The following is a 25,205-nucleotide window of genomic DNA, read 5'->3' as shown; positions in this document are numbered from 1 at the left end:
TTATTATTTACAACAATGATGATATAAGTTTGTGCTATCTCATTACTAGAAGATATGCATGAAGTATCGACGTACAAGTTGGATTTGTGATGGATATAAAGGCTTTTCGAATAATAGAAAATAAGAATATCAATAGTGTTTTAAGTGGTTTGCTTGAAGATAATGAAGAAGTAGGAGCCCCATGTTGGTGGAACGAGGTGCAGACAAAAGGAACACCTTTTATCCTTTCCCAAGATAATACAAGCGTTGAGCTGCTATTTCTTTGGCGAAACACGGATGACAGTGTTAAGGAAATATACATTGATATCAATGGTATTACTGATCATCACAGCTTTGATATGGCAAGGCTTACTCATGTCAAAGGAACGGATGTTTGGTTTTATAAGGCAAGGGTAAACAGTACGTGGCGTGGGAGCTACACGTTTATTCCAGTGACACATGAACGCGTCCAACCAGCGTACCACGGAACATACCAAGAGAAACGCACCAAGCATCGGGAGTGGTTGAGAACCATTTTTCCTCTTAGTGTTCGCGATGATTTAAGTAAAAACAATTTGTCAGCCTGCGAATGGGGACGTTCGAAAACGCCGCTATCTATGCCAAAGGCAGTATCGCAAAGTGCTTGGTCAAGGTTCGATACAAAAAATGGCAATGTTCAGGCAGGAGCGGGCATGCAGCTGGCTTGGACTAGCCAGTGTTTAGGTAATGAGCGCTATGTTTGGTTGTATTCGACAGCCAGCGCTGACCAAATGGCTGAACTGCCATTGGTTTTAGTCTTAGATGGTCAATTTTGGTCTCAATCCATGCCTCTGTTCAGTGCGCTGACCGATGCGACGAGCAGCGGTCAGCTTCCACCTGCCTTGTATGTCTTCATTGATGAAATCAATGGAGCGCTGCGTAGTGAAGAATTCAGTTGCAACCCTTTGTTTTGGCAGGCTATCACTCAAGAACTGCTGCCGTTGGTTGGTCATTATTTCCCAATTACTAATGAGGCTAATCGTACGGCTGTTGTTGGGCAAAGCCTTGGTGGTTTGAGTGCGATGTATGCCGGATTGAACCATCCGGACCGTTTTGGTGCGGTTGTTTGTCAGTCGGGTTCATTCTGGTGGCCTGATTTTTCGTTAGTGAAGCCACCTAGTGAATATTCTCCTCTTCAAACAAGCGAACCTTTAACTCAAATGAGTCAATTGGTTCATTCTGGCCTTGGTTCTAACGTAAAGCTAAGTGTTTTTATGGAAGTTGGGTTAGGGGAAGACATCATGGTGGACTTGAGCCAAGACCTATACCAGCAACTTAAGCAACAAAACCATCGGTTATCGTTTCGCACCTTTGATGGTGGACATGAACGCCTGTGTTGGCGCGGAGGCATCATTGATGGGTTGTCATATGTTTTTAATTTTGAATCCTGATTTTTCTATGATTGGAGTTAACTATGTCTGAGAAATACATTAATCCTTTTGACGAACCTGAAAACCAGTTCTTTGTGCTGATTAATCACAACAATCAATATAGTTTATGGCCTGAGTTCAAAGGGATCCCTCCTGGCTGGAAAAGCACATTTGGTCCGTCACTAAAGCAAGACTGCATTGATTATATCGAAGCGAATTGGCACGACATTCGTGTGTAAAAAACAAACAAATAGCCACGACGATAATAATTAAATTTCTAAGGAATAAACCAATGCGCACTCAACAAGTGCAAGATAATTTATGGCCTCTATTGGGCACACAACAAGGAATTTGGTTCGCTCAGCAAGTGATGCCAAACCCTGAAGAATTCAACGTCGCACATTATGTAGAAATTGAAGGTCAAGTTGATACGTCGGTTTTTAGGCAGGCAGTGGCCAAAGGGCTTAACACTGCAGATTCATTACATTGTCGTTATGTAGAAGTCGAAGGCGTAATCAAACAGCAATTTCTAGCCGGAACGGCTTTAGAAGATGTTCTGGAGGTTTTCGATTTTTCCCATTTAGAGCAGCCAAAAAATGCTGCATTGGAATGGATGGAAAAAGATCTGCAAACAGCCATTGATATTCAAGGCAATGTAAGACGCTACCGTCACTGTCTAATTCAAATTGGCTCCAAGCAAGCACCAAAGTGGCTTTGGTACCAGCGTTATCACCATATTGATGTTGATGGATTCAGTTTTAACGCAATTAGCCAAAATATCACCCGTCACTACAATCACATGACACTCGGAACGTCCGAGCCTGAAGGTTTTACACCAATGGCCAAGGTAGTCGCGGAACATGGTCAATTTATCGAATCAGAGCAATACGACAAAGCACGATATTTTTGGAAGGAGGCCGGAAGGTCGTTGCCCGCTCCGCCTTCTTTAACCACAGGTGGAACCGATAAGGCACGTTTTGGTGTTGTTAAGCAGCACATTAGTCTTCGTGGTGGCGATTGGCTACATGCGCAAGGCAATAATGTACTGCCTTCAGAGCTCGCAATGGCTCTTGTGTTTGCGTATTTACATTTACACAGTGGCAATGACGACGTCTGTGTCGGCTTCCCGTTTATGCGCCGAATGGGCAGTTCGGCAATGAGTGCCTCTGGTGCGGTTGTGAATGTACTACCTTTGGCATTTTCTGTTGATAAAACTATGAGTATTACTGATGTCGCTCGGGTGATGAATAAAGCCATCAGACAAGCTCGTCGTTACCAAATGTATGATGCAGAGCAAATCTCGCGTGATTTAGGCAAAGTAGGGCAACCCTTGTACGGACCAATGCTCAACTTCAAGCCATTTGAAGATGAACTGCATGTTGGTAGCAATAAATCGAAAACGAATATCTTATCTGCAGGTCCGATCGATGATATTGAATTTTCTCCTGCATTAAGTAACAGCAAGCTCGAGATTGAGATCACAGCCAATGCGCAAAAGTATAATACCCAATCATTAACGATTCATGCTAATCGATTTGCCAACATGGTAGAGCAAATCGCGCAAACCCCATCCATTACACTCGCTGAAATTGCACTTGTTCCTCAAAGTGAACAGCAAAGTATTGATGATTGGTCTGTTGGCAATCGATGGCAAGATCCGTATCAAGATAAGTCTGTTCTTGATGTTTTGGAACGCAATGCTGCACAAACACCAGATGAAACTGCGCTCGTTTATAAGCAACAAAAATGGAGCTTTCAGTCACTGCGTGAAGCCATTGAGCAGCGCGCTGCTCAGTTGCGTACTTTGGGTATAAAACAAAAGCATGTTGTAGGCGTGGCATTGCCTCGAAGTCCAGAAACCGTGGTTACTATGCTGGCTATCATGCGCTGTGGTGGGGCTTACTTGCCAATAGATCTTGATTATCCCCAAGAGCGTATAGAGACTATCCTTGAACAGGCTCAACCTCAAACAGTTATTGTTGAAGATAGAGAAAACCTGTCATGGGGGGAATTAGCAAACTGCACAACACTTGCTGAATTAACCGCTCAACAGATTTCAACCCCAGAACAGATTGATATCTCCAAGCATGATGTCGCCTATATCGTATTTACCTCAGGCTCAACAGGTAAGCCGAAAGGTGTTATGAACACACATGGCGCGTTACTTAATTTACTTCATTCTCATCAAAACTCTATCTTTGGGAAGGCGATATCAAGCCTAGCGACAAATCGTTCAACTGAGCCGGAAAAGATTACGGTCAGGGCCTCACATACGACTTCATTTTCATTTGATGCTTCTTGGGAACAAGTTATTTGGATGCTATGCGGGCACACGCTTTATCTTTACGATGATGATCAGCGCAAAGATGCCTATGAATTAGTTAAATGTGTAGAAAACGACCGCATCGATGCAATGGACTTACCCCCATCGCTGTTTAATCAGATGCTTGATAGTGGGCTTATGGAGCAGGTTTATACTCCGACTCTGGTTCTCATCGGCAGTGAAGCGATACCAGAAAAACTGTGGGAGCGGGTGGGGAATTACCCTCAATTGTTGGTAGAGAACTTCTATGGCCCAACAGAATTTACCGTAGATGCCGTGAGTGCTCCTCTAAATGCAGATACCACCCCTGTGATTGGCCGTCCGATACTCAACGCTAAAGCCTATGTTTTGAACAATGCATTGCAAGAAGTGCCTGTCGGCGTAGCCGGTGAGTTATACCTTGCAGGTGCAGGGCTGGCGAAAGGCTATTTGAATCAACCGGGAATGACAGCAGATCGATTTGTTGCCAATCCATTTGAGCACGGTCAGATAATGTACCGTACGGGTGACTTAGTAAAATGGCGCGAGAATGGGCAGTTAGACTTTATTGGTCGAACGGATGATCAAGTCAAAATTCGTGGTTTCCGTATCGAACTTGGGGACGTAGAAAGCGCAATCAACAATATCCCAGATGTGGATTCATCCGTGGTGATTGCAGAACGTTTTGGAGATTCACACCGTTTAATTGCGTATTGCACATTAGTCAGTCATGCGAAGGGGCATACCTCTGAGCAGCAATTACTCGATGAAATGAGTCAGGCATTACCAGAATACATGGTTCCGGCAGGTTTGATGATCCTTGACGCGTTTGCGTTAAACGTCAACGGGAAAATCGACAGAAAGTCATTACCAAACATTGATCTTACCAATCGCGAAGAAGTGATAGCTCCGGTTACAGCAGAAGAAGTTGCTCTATGTAGTGCCATTGCAGAATTGCTTGGTGTTGCTGATGTTGGCATTTCAGATGATTTCTTTAACCTCGGTGGGGATAGTATCTCCGCAATGGGGCTTGGCACCATTTTGCGTAAAGTTGGCTTCGAACTCCGCCCCAAAGAAATCTTTGCCGCCCGTAGAGTCGGTGATATGGCAAAAGTGATGAAGCTACTTAACCAGCAAGAGCATGTGGCGCAAGAAGGGCAAATAAAGCCGTTGCCAATGTGGCGATGGTTTGAAGATACCTTCTCGGAGGACACCAACTATGTTCAAAGTGTCTTTGTCGAAATCGAAGCTGATGTTACGTTGAGTGCGCTACAACGAGCGCTGGTGAAACTGGTATCGATGAATTCGGTGTGTCGCTTAATAAAGAAAGAATCGCAATATTATATCGAATCGATAGATCAACTTGATGTCGCATCGTGGGTGGAGCATCTAACAGTAGGCGAGCTAAAACATGCCGATATTGATGCCATATTTGATCAGTATGGTAAGACAATGAGCTTGGCTAATGGTCAGTTATTACGGTTAGTGATGTTAAGTGATAGTAAAGGGCAATGTGGCCTGATGATCTTAGCCCATCACTTGTTGATTGATGGTGTCTCTTGGCGTGTGTTATTGCCTCAGCTTAAATCACTAACTCGCGCGGAAGTTTCCGGTCATGACATCGTTATTCCAAATGAAGTCACGGGTATTAATACCTGGTCTCATGCGCTGCACAATTATTTGGATGTTGCTGCTCAGCAAATGGCGGATTGGCGAGTACGAGAAAGTCGTCCTGTCATACCGTTCAAACCTGCGCAAGAGGATTGCCGAGTTAAGCATTGCCGAAATAAACTGGCAGCTGCTACCACAGAGCGTGTGCTTGAGTTCGGTCAACTGTCAGAGTCGATTGATATTGAAGAAATCTTACTTTCATCCGTAAGTGCAGCCATTGCTAATGTGTTTGGCAACGAGGCGATTAAATTCAATCTTGAATCTCATGGGCGGGAAGAGTTTGACTCGTCCATCAACCTAAGCCAAACCATGGGTTGGTTTACCACAGAGTATCCTTTGGTTGTGGCGTTGCCGGAATCAGGGACAACGGTTGACTTGCTGCGTGAGGTAAAACAAGCCAAACGGAGTATCAAGGATAAAGGGTTGGGGTATATGGCCTTGCTCCATCTTGATAATCCGCATCGTAACGAGTTAAAAGGATTAGCAAGTCGTTATAAGTCGTCGGTACTCTTTAACTATTTGGGCCGATTTGAGCAATCGTCAGAGAAATGGTCGCCGCAAAGTCGAGCTGGAAAATTTGCTGATACCTTTGCTGTTCTGTTAGACAGTGAACAAGCACTACAGCACGATCTCGAACTGAATATCTTTGTCGATGAAAATGCAGCGGCGCCCGCATTTGCATTGAACTGGTCATGGAACGAATTCCAGTTTAGCCAAAATGAAATCGATGTTATTAGTGACAAAATTGAAGAGAATCTGAATTCTATTGCTGATTGGCTTTCTTCGAGAACAAGGTTGGCTGAAGAGCTAAAAGTGCCAGCAGAATTGACGGTTGCCGGTATTTCATTGCCACAAGCTTCAAGTCTTGAAAAGCGATATGGGGAGCTTTCAGATGTGCTTCCTGCCTTGCCTTTACAAGAAGGGTTGTTATTCCAGTCGCAACTGGGTGATGAGAACAGCAATTACAATTCAACAACGCGCTTAACCTTTAATGGTGAGATCAATATTGAACATGTTAAGCGTGCTCTTAATGTGGTGATAAGCCGTCATCCTCAATTAAAAGCTAAGTTTGATAGCGATATGTTGGGTAAAGCCGTTCAGCTTATTCCCAAGGTGCTCGGTGAGTGGCCAATCGAAAGTCATAGCATTACTTCGATGGAAGAAAGCGAGCAGCAAGCGTATCTGACTCGTTTTGAGAAAAGTGAACTGACGCGCCAGTTTGATCTCAGCAACCCTGAACAATCACTATTAAATGCGAGTGTGATTTATCATGGTGATAACCAAAGTACTTTGTACATCTCAGCTCATCACTTGGTGGTTGATGGTTGGTCGACGCCGATCTTGTTGAGAGATTTCCTAGCGGCATATGCATGTGGTGCTGATGTCTTAACGCCGATTAGTGCAAGTTATGCCAGTGTTGTTGAGCAGCTTACGGGAAGAGATAAAAAAGCCGCTCAGCAACGATGGGTGGATGTGTTACAGGGCGTGAACCCAGCCATTGCATTTGAAGATATCCCCGTCACAGATAAGCTCAACGAGCTCGAACTGTTTATCCCAGAAGACAAGACTCGAGCGATCAATCAGCTACTTCGCCACTATGGCCTTACCATGAACTCATTAATGCAAGGTGTTTGGTCGAGCATTCTTGGCAGCATGATGGGCAGAGAAGATGTGGTTTTTGGTACGCCGATATCTGGTCGCTTTGGTCATGTGGAAGGGATTGATGAACATATTGGTTTGTTCAGCAATACCATTCCGGTAAGGATGAAACTCAAACCAGAGCTAAGTTTGCTTGAGCAGCTAAAAGCGCATCAAGAAATTCAGATTCAACTACTAGAGCATGATGAGCTTGGTTTGGGGGAAATTCAGCAATTGGCTGGCGGCGAAACGCTATTTGATACGCTGCTGGTGGTTGAAAATTATCCAGATCATTCAGATTGGTTTAACAAAGACTATGCTGGAGCGCAGCTGTGCGATATTCATAACCGTGGCTACACTCATTACCCATTAACGATCTTAGTGTTACCCGGTGAGCAGATCCATATTCTGTTTGAATACCGCGATACAGCGGGTGTCGCTGAGCAAATAATGCAGCGCCTTGAACAAGTGTTAGATGCGATTATCGCGTCACCAGAGGCAAGCTTGACCCAGTTAGATTTACGTCTTGCTGATGAAGTTGAGTTACAGCTGCGTGTCAACCAGACCAAAGTTGCGTTACCAGAGCAAACCTTGCGTTCGTTGATGGTGCAACAAGCTGAGAAAACGCCCGAAAAATTTGCTTTGATTGATGAAGAACGAAGTTTCACTTATCGCGAAATGAGAGGGCAGGTAAAAGCGATAGCGGAGTTACTTTGGCAGCATAATGTGAGTGTTGGCGATATTGTTGCCGTTGCTTTGCCAAGAAGTACGAAGTTAAGTCTTGCGTTCAATAGTATTATTGAATGTGGGGCCGCTTACTTACCGCTTGATGTGGGTTATCCAGACGAAAGGTTGGCGTACATGGTCAATGATGCGAAACCTAAGCTGATCATCACGACATCTGAGCACCAAGCGCGCTTTTCTGCATTCGGAGAGTTGTTGATTTTGGATGACCTTCCTGAGCCAGTGGCTTCCACGCTGACTGAAGAGAAGGATGGACTTGCGCCTTATCATGGGGCCTACATCATCTATACCTCTGGCTCGACAGGGAATCCGAAAGGCGTGTTAGTTTCGCATCAGGCTATCGTAAACCGCCTGAAATGGATGCAGCATGAATACACACTCAATGCGCAAGATGTGGTCTTGCAAAAAACGCCATGCAGTTTTGATGTTTCCGTCTGGGAGTTCTTCTGGCCGCTGATTGAAGGTGCGAGCTTGGTCATGGCACCACCGGAATCGCATAAAGATCCGGAGTGGTTAATGCAGATCATCAATGACTACAAAGTGACAACCATGCACTTTGTACCGTCTATGCTTGCTGCGTTTATGGCATCGATAGAAAACAGTCATGAACAAGGTGAGCGTGTCGCTCGAAGTTTGCAGCGTGTTTTCTGTTCTGGTGAGGCATTATCGAAAGAACTGTCTAATCAATATGCACGCTGGATAGAGGCGCCATTACACAACTTATATGGTCCAACTGAGGCGGCGGTTGATGTGACGTATTGTCCGGCTTTTGGTTCTGCTTTAGCTGAAAGCTTAGGGACGAGTGTGCCGATCGGTCTACCCGTGTGGAATACGCAGGTGTATGTGCTAGATAGCTTCCTGAGAGAAACGCCAGTGGGTGTTCCCGGTGAGTTGTATTTAGCTGGTGATCAATTGGCTATCGGTTACTTGAACCGCAGTGGACTAACGGCAGACAGGTTTATTACGAATCCGTTCTCGAGTGGAGATCGTATGTACCGTACTGGGGATGTTGTTCGTTGGCTGCCCTCTGGAAAAATCGAATACCTTGGTCGAAGTGATGATCAATTAAAAATTCGTGGTCAACGGATTGAACTGGGAGAAATCGAAACTGCGCTTCAATCGCTTGCAGGTGTTAAGCAGGCCCTTGTCTGTGCAAAATCCTTGAGTAATGAAAAGGCTATGGCGGGTGCGGATGATCGCCAGCTTGTGGGTTATGTGATCCTCAATGATGGTGTCGAAACGGAGAGCGAAACTCTGCGCAACAAACTGGCAGAGCATTTGCCAGCGCACATGGTTCCTGTTGCCATTATCCTGATGGAAGAATACCCGTTAAGTGCCAACGGCAAACTTGATCGCAAAGCATTGCCTCTCCCGAGTGACGTTGTCACTGGGTCTGGGCGAACAGCACGACCAGGGATGGAAACGCAACTTGTGAGCATATTTGCTGATGTGTTAGGGCTGGATACTCTGTCTGCAGAAGATGATTTCTTTGCCTTAGGTGGTCACTCATTAATGGCAATGAAGCTGGCAGCAGATATTCGCCGAATTCTTAATGTTCCTGTGACCATTGGTCAAATTATGGTGAATCCAACACCAGAGAAACTGACGGCATTATTGTTAGATGATGAAGCGCTAAACGATCCAACTCTTGCTGGCTTTGGTGAAGTTCTGCCAATAAGAGCGGGATCTGGTCCTGCGCTCTTCTGCATCAATTCCGCCTCTGGTTTCGCGTGGCAATATACAGGTTTACCTAAATATCTGGATGGTCATTATCCAGTGTTTGGCCTGCAATCACCACGTCCAAATGGTGCCATCTCTGCGGGGCGAGATATGGAAGATGCTTGTGATATTCATATGAAAGCATTGAAGCAATTACAGCCTGAAGGACCATACCATTTACTAGGCTATTCCTTTGGTGGAACAGTAGCTCAAGCATTGGCATCTAAACTGCAACGTCAAGGTGAAGAAGTTGCATTCCTAGGCTTGCTAGATACTTATCCACCTGAAGGTCAAGATTGGGAAGGGCCAATGAATGAAGAGGCGCAAGACGAGATCGAAAGAGAAAAGGATTTGTTCTTAGCAGCAAATGACATCACAGATGATGAGTTGGACAAGCAACGTATGGCGATGTTTAAAGATATTACCTCGAACTATGAAGATGCTGTCCGGCTATTATCTAGTGCAAAATCATCACTTTATGATGGTGAAGTGAACTTATTTGTGGCTCAACGTACCTTACCGGAGGGGTATGACATTGATGCGCATTGGAAGCCATTTATCACCAGCTTGCACAAGCATTATTTTGAGTGTTCACACGAAGATATTATCGCGCCTGAAAACGTTGGTGATGTTGGGGAGCAGCTAAATATGTTGCTTAGTGGGCTCCCAAGCTTGAAATAACAAAAATAAAACCGGCGAAATCGCCGGTTTTTTATTGGTGTTAATTCTTTATGTGAAACGCATGATATCGTCAGAAACGCTAATCGACTCTAGAATCTCGAGGAATGATCATTGGCGTCTTGGTGAGAGGGTCGGGCATTACTAAACAACGTAACCCATATACGTGTTGGATCAGTGTTTCTGTGATCACCGTATTGGGTGTCCCTTCTGCAATGACTTGTCCTGAATTCATCACGATTATGTGATCAGCATAACGACATGCATGATTGAGATCGTGCAGCACCGCAACGATGGTTGAACTGTTTTGCCGATTCAGTTTCCTGAATAGATCCAATAATTCGATTTGATGTGCAATGTCTAAATAAGTTGTCGGTTCATCTAACAACAAATAAGGTGTTTTTTGCGCCAGAACCATAGCAACCCAAACACGTTGTCGCTGTCCTCCGGATAATGCTTCAACGTTTTGGCCTAGTAATGGCTCAACCTGAGTTGCCTCTATTGCCTGTTGTACGGCCTGTTCGTCAGCTTGTGTCCAGCGTTTCAAAAATGATTGATGAGGGAAGCGCCCTCGACATATGAGATCGTGAACAGTTAAGCCAGATGGCGCAATTGCAGATTGGGGCAGTAGTCCCAGCTGCTTTGCCAGTTCTTGACGAGGAAAGTGGCAGAGATTTTTGCCGTCTAACAAAACAGATCCAGATTTGGGCATGAGCAGATTGCTTAATCCGCGTAGTAATGTTGATTTACCGCAGCCGTTTGGTCCTAAGATGACAGTGAATTTATTGTCTGGGATGCCAACTGACAAAGATTGAGATATGACGTTATCTTGGTAGGCGAGTGTGACTTGTTCCGCCTGCAATCGATAGCGCGAGTTTATTTTATGTTGTGTTGCGTTAGTCAAATTATGATCTCTCTGATTGGCGAATAAGTAAATACAGCAAGTAGATACCTCCAATACTTATGGTTATTACGCCGACGGGTAATTGGTTTGGTGCAAATAAATTAACGGCAGTGAAATCGGACAGAGTGAGTAACATCGCTCCCATCAATGCAGAGGCCATCAGTCCCACCGAGCCATCTTTGGTTAGCTTTCTAGCAAGTTGTGGGGCGACTAAAGCGATGAATGAAATCGGGCCCGTAGCGGCAGTGACTGCTGCTGTCAAAATGACGCCAGATAGCATCGCTAACCGCCGAGTGCGTTCACCACTTACGCCAAGCATTGCGGCATTGTCATCACCCATTTCTAAAATGTTCAACTTTCTGACAAGTGTTGCAGATATGACAAAAGCGACAGCAATAAAAACAAACGATGGCAAAATTTTACTCCATCCCAGTCCATTCAATGTTCCAGCACCCCATATGGCGGCTGTCATTGCTGTCTCCAACTTGCTTGTGAGCATCAGCCAGCTATTAAAAGCGCTTAACATGGCGCTGATGCCAATACCAATGATGATTAATCTAAATCCTTGGATTCCTTGTTTGTATGCCAGCAGGTATACAGCCGTTGCGGCAATTAAGCCGCCTGCGATTGCACCAAATGCAACCTCAAAATAGCTTCCCCCAAATACAATGATGACGACTAGTGCACCTGTGTATGCACCAGTGTTAAAGCCAATAATGTCAGGGCTTCCTAATGGATTACGGATGAGTGATTGAAAAAGTGCACCACTGACTCCGAGCGCTGCGCCAAAAACAAGCGATGCAAATAACCTCGGTAGTCGCCATTCAAGAATCACAATTGAAGTGAATTGTTCAGCGGTGCCGAATGCGACCTCAACAAGATCGGTCAGGCTTGTTCTTAGCTCTCCTTGAGACAAAGCGAAGGTGGCAATGATTGTTGTGGCTATCGTAAGCAAGATGCACCAAGCGACAGTTCGTTTGGATAATAGAAAATTGAAACGACCACTTTTGCGGCCAAGCAGGTAAGTACCTGATGGTTGCATTAGAGTTTACCAAAGGAGTTCAGTTTACGAGCGAGGTAGATTAGGACTGGAGCCCCGACAAATGCTGTCACAATAGAGACTCGGACTTCATTGACAGCAATAACACGGCCAATGATATCGGCGCTAATCAAAAGGAGAGGACCAAGAACCATTGCATAAAGCGTCAACCAGCGTTGGCTTGAAGAAGCCAGCTTTCGAGCTACGTGTGGGATCATCAAGCCAACAAAGCCAATTGGACCTGCAAGCGCTGTGGCACTGCCACATAAAATAGCGATCACTAGCAGGGCTAAAGCTTGCGTCTGTTTGACATTCGTCCCCAGTCCTTGCGCAACATCTTCACCAAGGGCTAAGTTATCCAACCCTGGTGCAATCAATAACGCGACGATCAATGCAAATGTAATGGGAGCGATGGCCGCAAAAGTCAAAGAGAGGTTTCTGATATCTAATGAGCCAGCGTCCCAGAAACGCATTTCGTCAAAGGCTTGTGGGTTTAAAAGCGTCACTGATGACGACACCCCCGCAAGAAGTGCACCTAGAGCCACACCGGCAAGCGTAATTTTTAATGGATTCACTCGGGCTTCTTTATATGTTCCTATGAAATAGACAAACAAACTCGTAGTGAGAGCACCGAGAAAAGCGAACCACAGGTGTTCACTCATCAAATGGTTACCGAAAATTGCGACACCAATAAGCACGAAAAAGCTGCTACCAGCATTCACACCGAGGATGCCGGGATCTGCAAGGGGATTTCGTGTCAAAGATTGTATTAAGGCTCCTGCCACAGCTAACGCCGCTCCGACCAGCAACCCAACGAGGGTTCGTGGGACTCTTGCTTCGAGGATTATTTGGCTTGCTGTTGATGTTACTGTGCCTCGCAAGCTCTCAAACACAATGCTTGGCGATATACTTTTGGCACCGATCACCAAACTTAAGATGCATGTGAACAGCAGTAGAACACATAAAGAAAATAACGTTAAAGAGTGGCGATAAGTACGTTTTTTACGGGAGTCTGGCGTTTGGGGGAGTGCCGTTTTACTTGGTAAGAGAGAAGAGATTGAAGGCAACTTATGAATACTCATAAATACAATTGTAAATAATTATCATTGCCATTATTGTAACTTGATGCGTAGAATGTTCAAGCAATAAGCATCCTCTTTCAACGTGTTGATTTCACGACTCACAATATTTGACGTAAGAAATAATGAAAATGCCCAAAATTATGCTGGATTTCAGCTTACTTAAAGAAAACCCGAATTTTAGAATGGTATTTATTGCAAGGATGATGTCGATTCTTGCTCTTGGCATGATGACCGTCGCTGTACCAATGCAGATACATCAAATGACTGGCTCGACCCTTCAAGTCGGAATGATCATGGCATTAGATGGCATCGGCATGTTTGTCGGGTTGCTCATCGGGGGCGTTTTGGCAGATAAATACGACCGACGCAAACTGATTCTATTCGCCAGAACAACGTGTGGCATAGGATTTGGGGCGTTAGCCTTAAACAGCCTATTGGCGGAATCTTCCTTGGTTGCACTTTATGTACTTTCTGTGTGGGATGGTTTTTTTGGCGCGATGGGAATGACGGCCTTGATGGCTTCGTTGCCCGTTATTGTTGGGCGAGAGAATTTGCCCTCAGCGGCGGCACTGAGCATGCTTACCGTTCGCATGGGAATGGTTTTGTCACCAGCGATTGGTGGGTTGCTCATCTCGTTTGGTGATGTCAGTTGGAACTACCTTGCTGCTTCAATTGGTACCTTGTGCACCTTATTCCCGTTGTTCAGACTTCCTTCCATGAAACCGAGTCATGACGCACCAGAAAATCCGTTGTTGTCATTGTATGAAGGCGTAAAGTTTCTCTTTTCGAACAAGGTTGTGGGGTGTGTGGTTGTTTTTGGTACCTTAGAAACACTCGCAACAGCGGTTAGAGTTATGTTTCCTGCGTTGGCTCTTGAAACATTTACCGGGAATGCCGCGAATGCTGGTTTGATGTACTCAGCGATCCCATTAGGTGCAATGGTCGGTGCATTAACATCAGGCTGGGTAAAGCAATCTCAACGGCCGGGAATGGTTATGATCTACGCAACCATGGGAACATTTTTAGCCATTGTGGCCATGGGATTGGCAGGAAACTACTGGTTATTCCTTGGTATATTGGTGATATACGGATACTTAGGTTCTGTGGCTTCGCTTATTCAATATTCTATTGTCCAAGGACATACACCGGATCATTTATTAGGCCGTGTAAGCAGTTTATGGACAGCGCAAGACGTAACTGGAGACTCAATGGGTGCTATTGGATTAGGTGCTTTAGGTAAGGTTATGGCGCCAGCAATGTCGATATTTTCATTTGGATTGGGGGCGACAGGGGTAGGGATGTTAATGGTTATTCTGTTCCGACCGCTGCGCCGAGCAAAGCTATTTGATCCTGCTTTGGCTCCGCCACCAGAGCCAACCGGTTCAGCAAAAGAAGCCACAGCGACAAGTTAGAATAAACCGCCCTATATGGGCGGTTTGTTTTCTATTGAGCACTGAAAAGTGTTTCAATGTTCTCAAGTAAATTCATGGAGCTGTAATAATCAAGTCTAAATGAATCATTACCCATTGCGTAAACATGGTGATCTCGAACCGCTTTCAAATGGGCGATGAACTTATTTTCTCGTAATTGCTGAATCACAGGTGCTTCTGCGGCGAACAAAAGTATGGATTGACCTGTTATCGCATCGGCAAAGTTCTCACCATTGACTGGAACAATATCTTTTCGTCGTCCCATTTGATGATTGTCTGTGAGTGGTTCTGGGATTTCACTTAACTCAAACCCTAAAGCTTGCAAAACTCTTCCTTGGGCGGAGTTTACTGTCCAAAAATTAGCGCCACGACCATCGCCATAATACACCATAGCAGTCGTTGGTTGAGGTGGCAGTTTAATGCGTTCTTTGATTTCTGCGACCCTATGATTGAAGCGTTGAATTGCGTTTTCCGCTTGCGTTTCCCGATCAGTAAAGGATGCCAATAGTCGGGCAAGCTCTTGCCAGCTCTTATCGTCATAATTAATAACCAGCGTCGGAGCGATAGCTGAGAACTGGTCATACATTTTTATTGCTGAGTCACCACCCGTTGCGGACACAATAATCAAATCTGGTCGTTCTTTGGCGACGGCTTCTGCATTAGCTAGGCCTTGATACAGTGGTTTAACGTTTCTTTCATTGGCAACGGAGCGCCATTGATAAAAATACCCGTCTTTATCTGCGACAGGACTGTTGGCAAGCGTCCCACCCGAAGCAATTACTGGAGCATCAATAGCCAAAAGTGTTCCTGTGATGGAAACACTGGTGGAAACGATTCGCTTGGGTGGCGATGTCAGTGTGATGTCACCATAGCTTGACGTTATTTTCTTCGGCCAACCGTCCGAAACAGTTAATGGCTTAGACTGCTGGTCTGAAATTGTAGCGTCATTGCATGCCGACAATAAGGTCAGAAAAAGCAGCCCTATAAAAATTCTCGCATAGTGGTGTCTCATCATCAGTTCCCGTGGTTAATCGCTCTATAACGAACGCGTATGACTTCATTATTGGTAGAAGGTAGCTACTTTATTGCGAATTACTATCATTATCAATTGATTTTGTCTTTGTTGCTGCTTACCATTGGTTAAATGATAATTGTTACCATTTATTTCTTTGTTCATAAACAACGTCAACCAATTCCTATATAGGAAATAACTTACTAAGGATTATAAAAAATGGCGATTCCCAAGATTGCTGGCTACGAAATACCAGAAGTTGATACTTTCCCTGATAACAAAGTCAACTGGAGTATTGAGCCAGACAAAGCGGTGTTATTGGTTCACGACATGCAGGAATACTTTATTAACTTCTTTGATAAAGCCAAGCAACCTATCCCACATTTACTTCGCAATGTACAAAATATCGCACAGACAGCTCGTCATGCGAATATCCCCGTGGTTTATACGGCGCAACCTGCGAATCAAGATCCTAAGGAACGTGCTTTACTAACGGATTTCTGGGGAACTGGGCTCACGCAAGAAACAGAAATCATTGCAGAAGTTGCCCCCGAACAAGGTGATATTCAGTATAAAAAATGGCGCTATAGCGCGTTTAAGAAGACGCCTCTATTAGATTGGATGAGAGAAACGGGGCGTGACCAACTGATTATTGTCGGGGTTTACGGTCATATCGGTATTTTGTCCACTGCGCTAGATGCATTTATGCTAGACATTAAGCCCTTCATTGTCGGGGATGCGATTGCAGACTTTTCTTTGGAAGATCACCAGTACGCGTTGAAATACGTTGCAGGCAGAGCGGGTTGCATTAAATCAATGTCGCAGGTTATCAATGAAATAGCACAGGGTGGGCAACTGAAGTCAGAGCTGAGCCTAGCTTCCATGCGCGTTGATGTCGCAGAGATTCTAGATATGGATCTTGAAGACGTTGATGTTGATGAGAACCTAATGTTTTTAGGCCTAGACTCCATAAGAGCAATGACGTTATTTGAAGCTTGGAGAAAGCAGGGCATTGATATTGCCTTTTCGGACATCATGCAAAAAACCACCTTAAGAGAATGGTGGCAAATGATTGAATCGAATTTGGAAGTTGCCGCTTAGAGCTAAAGTAAAAACCGATTTCTAATGAAATCGGTTTTTTTATTATGAAGAGAATTGTTCTCTTAACACTTTCTTGTTTATTTTGCCCACCGGAGTTTTCGGTAAGGCTTCAGCAAAATGGATTTGGTCAGGAATCTTGAATTGAGCAAGTCCTTGACTGTGCAAGAAGCGTTTTAGTTCAACAGGCTTTGGTTTCTGGTTGTTTTCAGGAACAATAATCGCACAGCTTCTCTCGCCCAGAAACTCATCAGGTATGGCGACTAAAGCGACATCATGTACGCTGTCATGTTGAAGTATTAGGTTTTCTACTTCTTCTGCGGCGATTTTTTCTCCTCCTCGGTTGATTTGGTCTTTATCACGTCCAGTAACAATGATGTTGCCGTCAGAGGTTAGTCGAACGAGATCTCCCGTGGCGTAAAATCGTTCTGTGTTAAATGAACGTTGATTGTGTTCTTTGGCGCGGAAATAACCTTGGATCGTATATGGGCCTCGGGTTAATAGTGCACCTTCTTCACCAACAGGGACGGGTTTGCCTTCGTCATCAACCACGAGCACTTCATCGTCTGGCGACATTGGCCGCCCTTGTGTTTTTACGATGACATCAATCGGGTCATCTAAACGTGTATAGTTGACCAAACCTTCCGCCATTCCAAAGACTTGTTGTAATTGGCAGTTTAGCTTATTAGGTAGCTCTCTGGCTGCGGTTTCACTGAACTTGGCGCCGCCAACTTGCACAAATTTAAGACTAGAAATATCGTCACCGGCAGTCTCTGCATGTTTCATCCAAAGTAACGCGAGTGGTGGTACAAGAGCGGAGACAGTGATCCTATGTTGTTCAATCAGCTTGAACGCATTTTGTGGTGAGCTATCTTGTGCCAGTACCACACAGCCTCCAGCAAAGAAAACGCCTAGCGCACCCGGGGAACTTAATGGGAAGTTATGTGCTGCTGGTAATACGCACAGATAGCGTGTTTGTTCACTGAAGTCACAGATTGCATTACTTGCGATAACGCTATATGCATAGTCATTGTGTGTTCTTGGGATCAGCTTTGGAGTGCCTGTAGTGCCACCAGACAGCTGGAAGAAAGCGACATGGTCAGCATTGCTGTTTTGAGCAATACCTTGTGCTTTATAAAGCGTACTTAATTCGGTAATTTGAGAATCTACCGATTGGTCTGTGTGAATGAGGTATGACAATGATGCACATTCATCCTGCAAAATTAAGGCCGTCTTTTGGGCATCAAAACCCGGCGTGTCATCAGAGAAAATATACGCTTTTGCTTGTGCGTGACGACAGAAATAGCCGAGCTCAAGAGTTCGGTGGGCCGGCAGTGCAACAACTGGCTTTATCCCTTGTATGGTCAGAGCAAAGAAGCAGATATAAAACTCCGCTCGATTACTGATTTGCATGACAACATTGTCACCCGATTTCAGGCCTAATGTAATGAATCCTGCAGCGAGCTGGGTGATTTTGTCATGCAACTGTTGATAGGTGTATGAGCATTCACCACTGATGATGGCTAAAGCATCTGGATGAGTCTTAACCGAGTCCAGAAAATGGTCGAATAATGTTTTATCTTGCCAATATCCCTTTGCTCGATAGTACTGAGCGGACTCTTTTGGCCATGGTGTAAAATCTAGCGTGTGCTGTGTGTTCGTCATGCGTTCTATACCGTAAGTAATTCGTCAATTTGAATGCCAGCAGCACGTAAAATTGTTCCCATCTTTGCTCCTGTTTCATCTAGCTCACTCTGAGGTGAAGAGTCCGTGACGATACCTGCACCCGCAAACACGCACATTTCGTGCTGGTTTACTTCTGCGCAGCGAATGGTTACCACCCACTCACCATTACCCCTTGCATCACACCAACCAACCATGCCGGTAAAGTAGCCACGGTCGAAGTTCTCTATCTGCTTAATGGCTTGATAAGCCGAATGTCTCGGGAACCCACAAACCGCTGGAGTAGGGTGGAGCTCAGCCGCGATTTGCAGTGCATTTGTTGTTGGATCGTCTGCCTGACCTTCCAATACGGTCGACAAGTGCAGCATTGTTTCCGTTTCAATCACTGAAGGCACCATTGGAGTAAACAGGTTGTGGCAATAACGACTCAAGACTTTTTCGACTTCCTCGACTACAAAACTATGTTCATTCAGATCCTTTTGGGTATCTAACAAAGAAGCACGTAAATGAAGGTTTTCTTGAGTGTTTTGAGACTTGGGACGAGAGCCGGCTAACGGGTTAGAAATTACATGGCCACCTTTTTTGGCCAGTAGTAGTTCCGGACTGGCTCCCATCAACTTAACCCCACTTCCAATGTCTGAAGCAAAGGTGTAACCATTGGCATTGATGGACAATAAGTTACGCAGTAGCACTGTTTGGTCGATTGTGTGATCTGTTGCCAGCCTGAGTGAGCGTGAAAGTACGACCTTTGATAGCTCTGTGGTATCAAACAAATTCAAGAGAGTAGATACCCCTTGTTTATAATCGTTTCCGGTTGGAGCAGACACTATGGTCGCTTTATTTGAACTTTGTTTATCTTGTCCTCTTGCTCTGTGGCTACTGGAAACATAAAGCTTCTCTGGGATAACAAATCTTGTTGGCGTATTTTCATCAAAAGGAACGGTGGCAAACAAGACAGGGTTGTCGTTGTATTCAGACTTTGCTTTTTCCAACATTTCATTGGCTTGAACTGCCAGTTGTGAAAATGGAATGGCTTGCTCAAGTTGTTGTTCAATACCGACGCCTAGCATCGAACTATGGGGGGAAGCAAAGAAGAAAGGGGACTCATCTAATCGCGCATCCAAAATCTCATCAGTCATTTTGGAGAATCCAACAACTTCACGTTTCATAAACCTAACCTCTAAATATTACGTTACTCATATTTACAAATTGTTTCACATGCAAATGTAGTGCTAGAGTATAGGTGAGAATGATTATCAACATCAAACGATAATTAATTGCATTTTAATAAGGAGCGATAAATGACGTCAGATTTCTGCTACCACTTGAATGTTGGGGTAAGGTAAATGAATAGTACTTTTGAAACGGTACTCCTCACTGGATCAGGTAAAGGTATTGGTTATGCTGTGTTGGAACATCTGTTAGAAAATGGCTATCGAGTGGTAGCGACAGATAAGGATATTTCGTTGTTGAATCAAAGTATTGAAGCTCTTCGAGCTCGCTTTGATGAATCTAGGTTATGTTGTTTCGAATTGGATTTATTAAAACACGATGAGGTGAATGACAAAGTTTGCCAACTCGATCGTGAGTTTCAGTTTGACCATTTAGTGAGTTGTGCTGGAATATTGCATCTGGGTGCCGTGAACGATATGTCTTTGGATGAGATCAAACAAATGTTTGATGTAAATACCTTTGGTGCTTTGGCGTTAATCCAAGCGATTTCAAACAGCATGAAAGATAGACAGCAGGGAAACATTGTCGTAATTGGCTCAAATTCGGCAAATACACCTAGGTTGAATATAGGGGCATATGCAGCAACAAAATCAGCCTTACATATGCTAGTGAAGTGCGTTGGTTTGGAACTTGCTGAAAAGGGCATTCGCTGCAATCTTGTTAGCCCTGGTTCAACGAGAACAGACATGCAGACCCAGCTATGGAACGTCAACTACGGCGAGAATGAAGTCATAAAAGGCAACTTAGAGCAATATCGGCTGGGGATTCCATTGGGGCAAATGGCAGAACCAGAAGACATAGCTAAAGCAGTTCTCTTTCTGATGTCTGATGGTGCTAAACAGATCACAATGCATGATCTTCGTGTGGACGGAGGGGCTACGTTAGACAACTAATGAAGCCGGGCGTTATGCCCGGCTAAATAGTTAAGCGATCTCAGAATGAAGGTATTCGTTTTGGTAAGCAATCTTAACAGCTTCATCGAGTTTAGATAAGAAGCTTACGGAATCATCCCAGTTCAAACACTCGTCGGTAATCGACTTGCCGTAACACAACTCTTCTGAATTCAATGCTTGGTTACCACCTTGCAAAAAGCTTTCACACATCACACCTGAAATGCTCGTTTCACCTGCGGTCAATTGATCGCAAATGTTATTGATAACATTGAGTTGGTTTTTTGCAATCTTACCACTGTTGCCATGACTGCAGTCGATAATGAGGCTAGGTGCTAACTTGTTGTACTCAAGGTCATAAGCAGTACTACGAACATTTGGACTAAAATAGTTTGGAGCCAATCCTCCACGAAGAATGACATGACAATGGGGGTTGCCTGGTGTCTGGAGTACGATTGGATGCCCATTGGAACCGAAAGTCACCAGTAAGTGAGAGTCTCCTGCCGCATGTATTGCGTCAATGGATATGGAGGTGTTTCCGTCTGTTCCATTTTTAAAGCCAATAGCACAATGAAGTGCTGATGCAAGTTGTCGATGAGGTTGTGACTCTGTTGTACGTGCTCCAATCGCCCCCCAGCAAACAAGGTCAGCAATATATGGAGCAATGTTTGTATCGAGAAATTCTGTTGCAGTAGGGACGCCTAGCTCTAGTATCGATTTCAATAATGAGCGGCTTTGATAGATACCTTGCTCTAAATTGAAATCGCCTGTTAACTCTGGGTCGACGATAAAACCTTTCCAACCTTTTCGTGTTCTCGGCTTTTCGAAATACGTTCGCATGACAATTTTTAACGTTTGACTAAATTGTTTTTGAACTTTGGCTAATCTATTCGCGTATTCCAAAGCTGCATTAGGGTCATGGATTGAACACGGGCCAATGATCACAAGCATACGCTGATCTTTTCCCGATAGAATATCTTTGATCTCGTCACGTTGAGTCTCTATAAAACGCTCTAAGCGCTCATCTACTCCAGATTTAGATAACACAGTGTGTAGTGTAGGGAGTTGTATGGCTGACGCTGCGTTGATGGTGTTGTGTAAAGGTTGCATGACTAATATCCAAATAAACCAAAAGACGGAAAATGTAATGATGTTTTATTAGAATTGATAATGGTTCTCATTTCGATTCCAGGGTAGATAGTGTGAAACATTTTGTAACTTGTCAATACTGGTGGTAGTAAATAAGAGCGAAATTGTATATTTAAATTATGCACTGGCTTTGTTGCGGAAATCGAATGGACTAAACCAAAATCTTACGATCAGATCAGGGAGATTCATTCACAGACTTTGATTTCATGCCTAAGCCTCGCTACAAAACTATTAACTAGAGCAAGTACAATAACTCCTTGGCTAACTGAGGTTCACTCACGTTTTGGATTGACGAAGAGGCGATAGCTGAGTGGAAGCAACCCAGACAGAATAGACGTGGTCGCCCCGGATTGTTTAGTGACCTTGCTATCACGACCGCTCTCATTGTAAAGCGCGTCTTTTCCTTACCTTTAGCCTACAAGGCTTCATCGATTCTGTTTTTAGATTGGCAGAGTTCCCATTGGTTTGTCCCAATATTCTTGTATCAGTCGCCGAACTATGTATGATTTTGATGTTCATGCGTACAAATGGATCAACCTACGGGGCGTACATAGTGGTCAATCTAAAGCGGTGGCGTTATTGATTCAAAATGGTGCTGATGCATGTGCTCGTGACGAACGTGGTAACACCGAATCGATGGGGCATTAATTAAAGGTGAGCTATCAATCGCTAACCCCCTTTTTCAACAGACCTATTCTGACCGTCCCAATAAAGATCGGTAACATTATCTGAGTTTGCCAAGATGTCTGGGCAGGCTGATACGCTGAAAGAGTTTGTGAACAAAGATAAGTGACAACAGCTTTCAAAACGCTCATCGATATAAGATAATAATTCTCATTATAAAATAATTTTTGTAAGTTTTATGAAGCTTTTTCCGTGGTCTGATAACTTGGTTTCCCTCTACCTAAGCGTGGATTACAGCCCTGATTTTATATCGAATATAGAGTTGCAAGGTATCCATTTACCAAGTAATTTTTGTAAAGCGGCACTTAAGCGCCGTTGTGAATTCTTGGCAGGACGAGCGTGTGCGCACCAAGCGTTAACCTATTTAGGTCATGAAACTGCCGGCAGTATTGGTATTGGTCGTGGGAATGAACCTGTTTGGCCTGAAAATATTGTTGGGTCTATTTCCCATTGTGTGGGACATGCTGTCGCATCTGTTGCTCACTGTAGTGAAGATGTCGTTGGGGTAGGGGTAGACATTGAGAAAGTGATGTCTCGTCAGTGGGCGAATCAACTATCATCACAAATTGTCTCGCTTAATGAACGGCATCACGCTGCTCACTTTGATGATATTTGTCAGTTTCTAACGCTAATATTTTCCGCAAAAGAGGCTATCTATAAAGCGATTTTCCCTACCGTTCAACAGATTTTAGATTTTGATTCAGTCGTTCTTGAGCAGATTGATTGCGATAGACAAGAACTGACTTTTGCGACAAGCCTTATTCTCGATGAATATTTGAACAGTGAGGTGAATATTAAAGTCCGCTATTCAATGATGGATGATACACATTACATTACATGGTGTGTGATTGGTGAACATCACCTGAAACACTAACTAATTAAATACTGGTAAATCCCCAGCTAAGCTGGGGTGACTCGCATAGGTTTGACCATGACAACGGTGTAACTTCTTTTCTCGACCAAAAGTAAAGAGGAAACAACCTATGCGAGGCTATAAGAGTCTGTCTCATACCCGTTGGGATTGTAAATACCATGTGGTTTTTATACCGAAAAAGAGACAAAGATTGATATATGGTGCACTGCGAAAACATCTAGGTTCAACGTTTCATGAGTTAGCGAAACGGAAAGGCGTGACTATTGAGGAAGGGCACTTGATGAAAGATCATGTTCACATGTGTATCAGCGTCCCCCCCCCCCACACACACAGACATAGAAGAGCTTTTGTGGGTGCGCCAGCGCTAGAGTGATGCCCACCAAGGGCTCGATAGATCCACCGAGATTGATCAGAAAATAGCGCATATTCAGCGCCAGTTCGCGGTCTTTTTTGTCGGGCAGAGAGCCGCTAATCACTGCCTTGGAGGGTGCCTCAATGGTCGGACGCATCAAGCCAGTGATCAGCAGCAAGGCAAAGAAGTGCCAGATTTGATCAGCCAGCCCAATGCCAGTATACGCCAGCGCAGCGATCACATTACCGCCGAGCATCATCACTTTGCGGCCAAATTTATTTGATAGGTAGCCGACATAGATCCCAGAGGTGCTGCCTACCAGCGCCGAAAGCGCCAACATGGTGCCGATGGCGATCTCGCTGGCAGCGTAATCTTGATAGAGGAAGACAATCAGAAACGGCCAGGCCAGAAACAAGCTAATGCGTGAGAATAGGGTACCAAACAATACGATCCAAACCGGACGAGAAAGCGCTGGTACGTAAATAGGCTCTGATGTTCCATATAAACCTTCTTATTGCACAGAATCTATTCAGTATATCTACTCTTAATTTCAGTGCTATAGGTCAGATTTAGAGCAGTGCAATTAGTTGAATTAGTTAATTTGGTAACATTTTTATTTGGATTTTTTCTAACGGAGAGGCTGGAGATTGGTGAATTGCTCTGTGCATCAAAATCACTGATAAAAAATCATATTAGCAGGATTAAATAAATTAACCCATTCGTTGCAACACTAGCTAGTGTTGACCTGAGGGGGCTAAGAAACTTTGGGGCGTGCGACGTGAGGTCGTATGAAGCGCTGTTCACCGCTCAACGAGTAAACCTTCTGTATCACCAGATGAACCTAGGACTCTGAATAAAGTAGCGAGTCTGACAATGTAACGAAGGTTGGTATTTACCAATCGGGATTGAAATCGCGAGAGGACGATCCTCCTGATAACCACATGAATCGGGCGAGTGCTAGGTAGTCAGCATGATGAACATACGTGAATCCGTCTAAGGTGCGTTATGCTATGAAACAGCGGAAGTGGTTAATACGCTGTGGCCAAAAGGCATGAGAGTCGGAAAGAGATTGCCCCATGCTCTTTCGTGATCGTTGAACTCTCCGCACTATAGCGGGCATCTACACTGACATACGGAACACGGGAAGCCTGTATTGTAACGATGCAGATACAGATACTTATCTGGCACGAAAGTGAGCTGACTTCCGACTGGCCTTCCGTTGCAAGAGAATTTGAAGAACGATATCAAACCGTTGATTGCTGATTTCTTAGCAGAAAGAGGCTTAAGACTCTCCGAAGAGAAAACGCACATTACCCATATCAGCAGAGGTTTTGATTTCCTAGGTTTTAATCATAGGAAGTTCAAAGGGAAACTGCTCATTAAATTACCTCGACGGGTCATACTGGCTTCCAGTCCATGTTGCTTTAAGAACTTATTCCAGTCGTGACTCGTATAGACTGCCTTGCTCTGAATGCGCGAGTACCTTTTGGATTGGAGAACGTCACCATATAGCCATTAAAAGCGCATCCCAAACCAACTTTTTAGTTATTCGACTTTTCATCGACCAGCTAATCACTCTTCTTTAGAAAAGATCGACAACAACGGCAAGATACAACTAGCTTAGGTTGCATAATG

15 protein-coding genes and 5 pseudogenes are annotated in these 25,205 nt (G+C 44.4%); 11 read left to right on the top strand and 9 right to left on the bottom strand.

All coding sequences use genetic code 11. The annotated features are described in order from the left end of the window. Nucleotides 1–89: 89 nt before the first annotated feature. Genes fes through R7E47_RS21725 form a run of 3 tightly spaced genes read left to right on the top strand, consistent with a single transcriptional unit; the run spans nt 90 to nt 10,143 of the window. Nucleotides 90–1,409, top strand: coding sequence for an enterochelin esterase (gene fes / locus R7E47_RS21735; protein ID WP_053306971.1), 1,320 nt, complete (start codon nt 90–92; stop codon nt 1,407–1,409). Nucleotides 1,410–1,432: 23 nt separating this feature from the next. After that, complete coding sequence (locus tag R7E47_RS21730) at nt 1,433–1,627, top strand: MbtH family protein (RefSeq protein ID WP_017634326.1); 195 nt, start codon at nt 1,433–1,435, stop codon at nt 1,625–1,627. 53 nt (nt 1,628–1,680) lie between these two features. Continuing rightward, on the top strand, nt 1,681–10,143 hold the full coding sequence (locus R7E47_RS21725; protein ID WP_318085053.1) for a non-ribosomal peptide synthetase: 8,463 nt from the start codon (nt 1,681–1,683) through the stop codon (nt 10,141–10,143). 79 nt (nt 10,144–10,222) lie between these two features. On the opposite strand, the gene R7E47_RS21720 is transcribed toward R7E47_RS21725, so the two are convergent. Genes R7E47_RS21720 through R7E47_RS21710 form a run of 3 tightly spaced genes read right to left on the bottom strand, consistent with a single transcriptional unit; the run spans nt 10,223 to nt 13,165 of the window. Beyond that, nucleotides 10,223–11,044, bottom strand: coding sequence for an ABC transporter ATP-binding protein (locus R7E47_RS21720; protein WP_017634324.1), 822 nt, complete (start codon nt 11,042–11,044; stop codon nt 10,223–10,225). 1 nt (nt 11,045) lies between these two features. Then, nucleotides 11,046–12,086, bottom strand: a complete 1,041-nt coding sequence (fepG, locus tag R7E47_RS21715; RefSeq protein WP_054579173.1) for an iron-enterobactin ABC transporter permease — start codon at nt 12,084–12,086, stop codon at nt 11,046–11,048. Then, nucleotides 12,086–13,165, bottom strand: a complete 1,080-nt coding sequence (locus R7E47_RS21710; protein WP_318085052.1) for an iron chelate uptake ABC transporter family permease subunit — start codon at nt 13,163–13,165, stop codon at nt 12,086–12,088. Before R7E47_RS21710 ends, fepG begins: the two co-directional genes overlap by 1 nt. Nucleotides 13,166–13,293: 128 nt before the next feature. Here R7E47_RS21710 and entS point away from each other — a divergent pair, with 128 nt between their 5' ends. After that, nucleotides 13,294–14,577 carry an enterobactin transporter EntS gene (entS, locus tag R7E47_RS21705; protein ID WP_017634321.1) on the top strand — a complete coding sequence of 428 codons (1,284 nt, stop codon included), beginning with the start codon at nt 13,294–13,296 and terminating at the stop codon, nt 14,575–14,577. Between the two features lie 31 nt (nt 14,578–14,608). On the opposite strand, the gene fepB is transcribed toward entS, so the two are convergent. Continuing rightward, nucleotides 14,609–15,610: a Fe2+-enterobactin ABC transporter substrate-binding protein gene (fepB, locus tag R7E47_RS21700; protein WP_236147244.1), complete on the bottom strand. Its 1,002-nt coding sequence runs from the start codon at nt 15,608–15,610 to the stop codon at nt 14,609–14,611. A 216-nt stretch (nt 15,611–15,826) separates the two neighbouring features. Here fepB and R7E47_RS21695 point away from each other — a divergent pair, with 216 nt between their 5' ends. Continuing rightward, nucleotides 15,827–16,708 carry an isochorismatase family protein gene (locus tag R7E47_RS21695; protein ID WP_176311020.1) on the top strand — a complete coding sequence of 294 codons (882 nt, stop codon included), beginning with the start codon at nt 15,827–15,829 and terminating at the stop codon, nt 16,706–16,708. A gap of 42 nt (nt 16,709–16,750) precedes the next feature. On the opposite strand, the gene R7E47_RS21690 is transcribed toward R7E47_RS21695, so the two are convergent. Beyond that, on the bottom strand, nt 16,751–18,370 hold the full coding sequence (locus R7E47_RS21690) for a (2,3-dihydroxybenzoyl)adenylate synthase (protein ID WP_017634317.1): 1,620 nt from the start codon (nt 18,368–18,370) through the stop codon (nt 16,751–16,753). 5 nt (nt 18,371–18,375) lie between these two features. Continuing rightward, nucleotides 18,376–19,557 carry an isochorismate synthase gene (locus tag R7E47_RS21685; RefSeq protein WP_318085051.1) on the bottom strand — a complete coding sequence of 394 codons (1,182 nt, stop codon included), beginning with the start codon at nt 19,555–19,557 and terminating at the stop codon, nt 18,376–18,378. A 177-nt stretch (nt 19,558–19,734) separates the two neighbouring features. On the opposite strand from R7E47_RS21685, the gene R7E47_RS21680 reads away from it, so the two are divergent. Continuing rightward, nucleotides 19,735–20,514 carry a 2,3-dihydro-2,3-dihydroxybenzoate dehydrogenase gene (locus R7E47_RS21680; protein ID WP_017634315.1) on the top strand — a complete coding sequence of 260 codons (780 nt, stop codon included), beginning with the start codon at nt 19,735–19,737 and terminating at the stop codon, nt 20,512–20,514. Nucleotides 20,515–20,544: 30 nt separating this feature from the next. Here the strand turns inward: R7E47_RS21680 and R7E47_RS21675 are convergent, their stop codons facing one another. Continuing rightward, the gene (locus R7E47_RS21675; RefSeq protein WP_017634314.1) at nt 20,545–21,621 is read right to left on the bottom strand and encodes a 3-deoxy-7-phosphoheptulonate synthase; all 1,077 of its coding nucleotides are present in this window, start codon (nt 21,619–21,621) and stop codon (nt 20,545–20,547) included. A gap of 296 nt (nt 21,622–21,917) precedes the next feature. On the opposite strand from R7E47_RS21675, the pseudogene R7E47_RS21670 reads away from it, so the two are divergent. From R7E47_RS21670 to tnpA, 4 genes and pseudogenes are all read left to right on the top strand, one after another. Then, nucleotides 21,918–22,155: pseudogene (locus R7E47_RS21670) on the top strand (transposase); the annotation flags it as partial. Between the two features lie 3 nt (nt 22,156–22,158). Then, the gene (locus R7E47_RS21665) at nt 22,159–22,308 is read left to right on the top strand and encodes a hypothetical protein (RefSeq protein ID WP_017634313.1); all 150 of its coding nucleotides are present in this window, start codon (nt 22,159–22,161) and stop codon (nt 22,306–22,308) included. Nucleotides 22,309–22,522: 214 nt separating this feature from the next. After that, a complete protein-coding gene (locus R7E47_RS21660; protein WP_017821449.1) occupies nt 22,523–23,218 on the top strand; it encodes a 4'-phosphopantetheinyl transferase in 696 nt (231 codons plus the stop codon). 109 nt (nt 23,219–23,327) lie between these two features. Continuing rightward, nucleotides 23,328–23,543 (top strand): annotated as a pseudogene (gene tnpA, locus R7E47_RS21655) (IS200/IS605 family transposase); the annotation flags it as partial. A 7-nt stretch (nt 23,544–23,550) separates the two neighbouring features. On the opposite strand, the pseudogene R7E47_RS21650 reads toward tnpA, so the two are convergent. Then, nucleotides 23,551–24,054, bottom strand: a pseudogene (locus R7E47_RS21650) (MFS transporter); the annotation flags it as partial. A gap of 738 nt (nt 24,055–24,792) precedes the next feature. Here R7E47_RS21650 and R7E47_RS21645 point away from each other — a divergent pair. Continuing rightward, a pseudogene (locus R7E47_RS21645) lies at nt 24,793–24,954 on the top strand (group II intron reverse transcriptase/maturase); the annotation flags it as partial. On the opposite strand, the pseudogene R7E47_RS21640 reads toward R7E47_RS21645, so the two are convergent. Next, nucleotides 24,954–25,185: pseudogene (locus R7E47_RS21640) on the bottom strand (DDE-type integrase/transposase/recombinase); the annotation flags it as partial. The pseudogenes R7E47_RS21645 and R7E47_RS21640 sit on opposite strands and share 1 nt — an antisense overlap. Nucleotides 25,186–25,205: the final 20 nt, after the last annotated feature.

The organism is Vibrio sp. Vb1026 (genome assembly GCF_033338745.1).
Classification (GTDB): domain Bacteria; phylum Pseudomonadota; class Gammaproteobacteria; order Enterobacterales; family Vibrionaceae; genus Vibrio; species Vibrio alginolyticus.
This window is presented reverse-complemented; position numbering and strand designations above follow the sequence as displayed.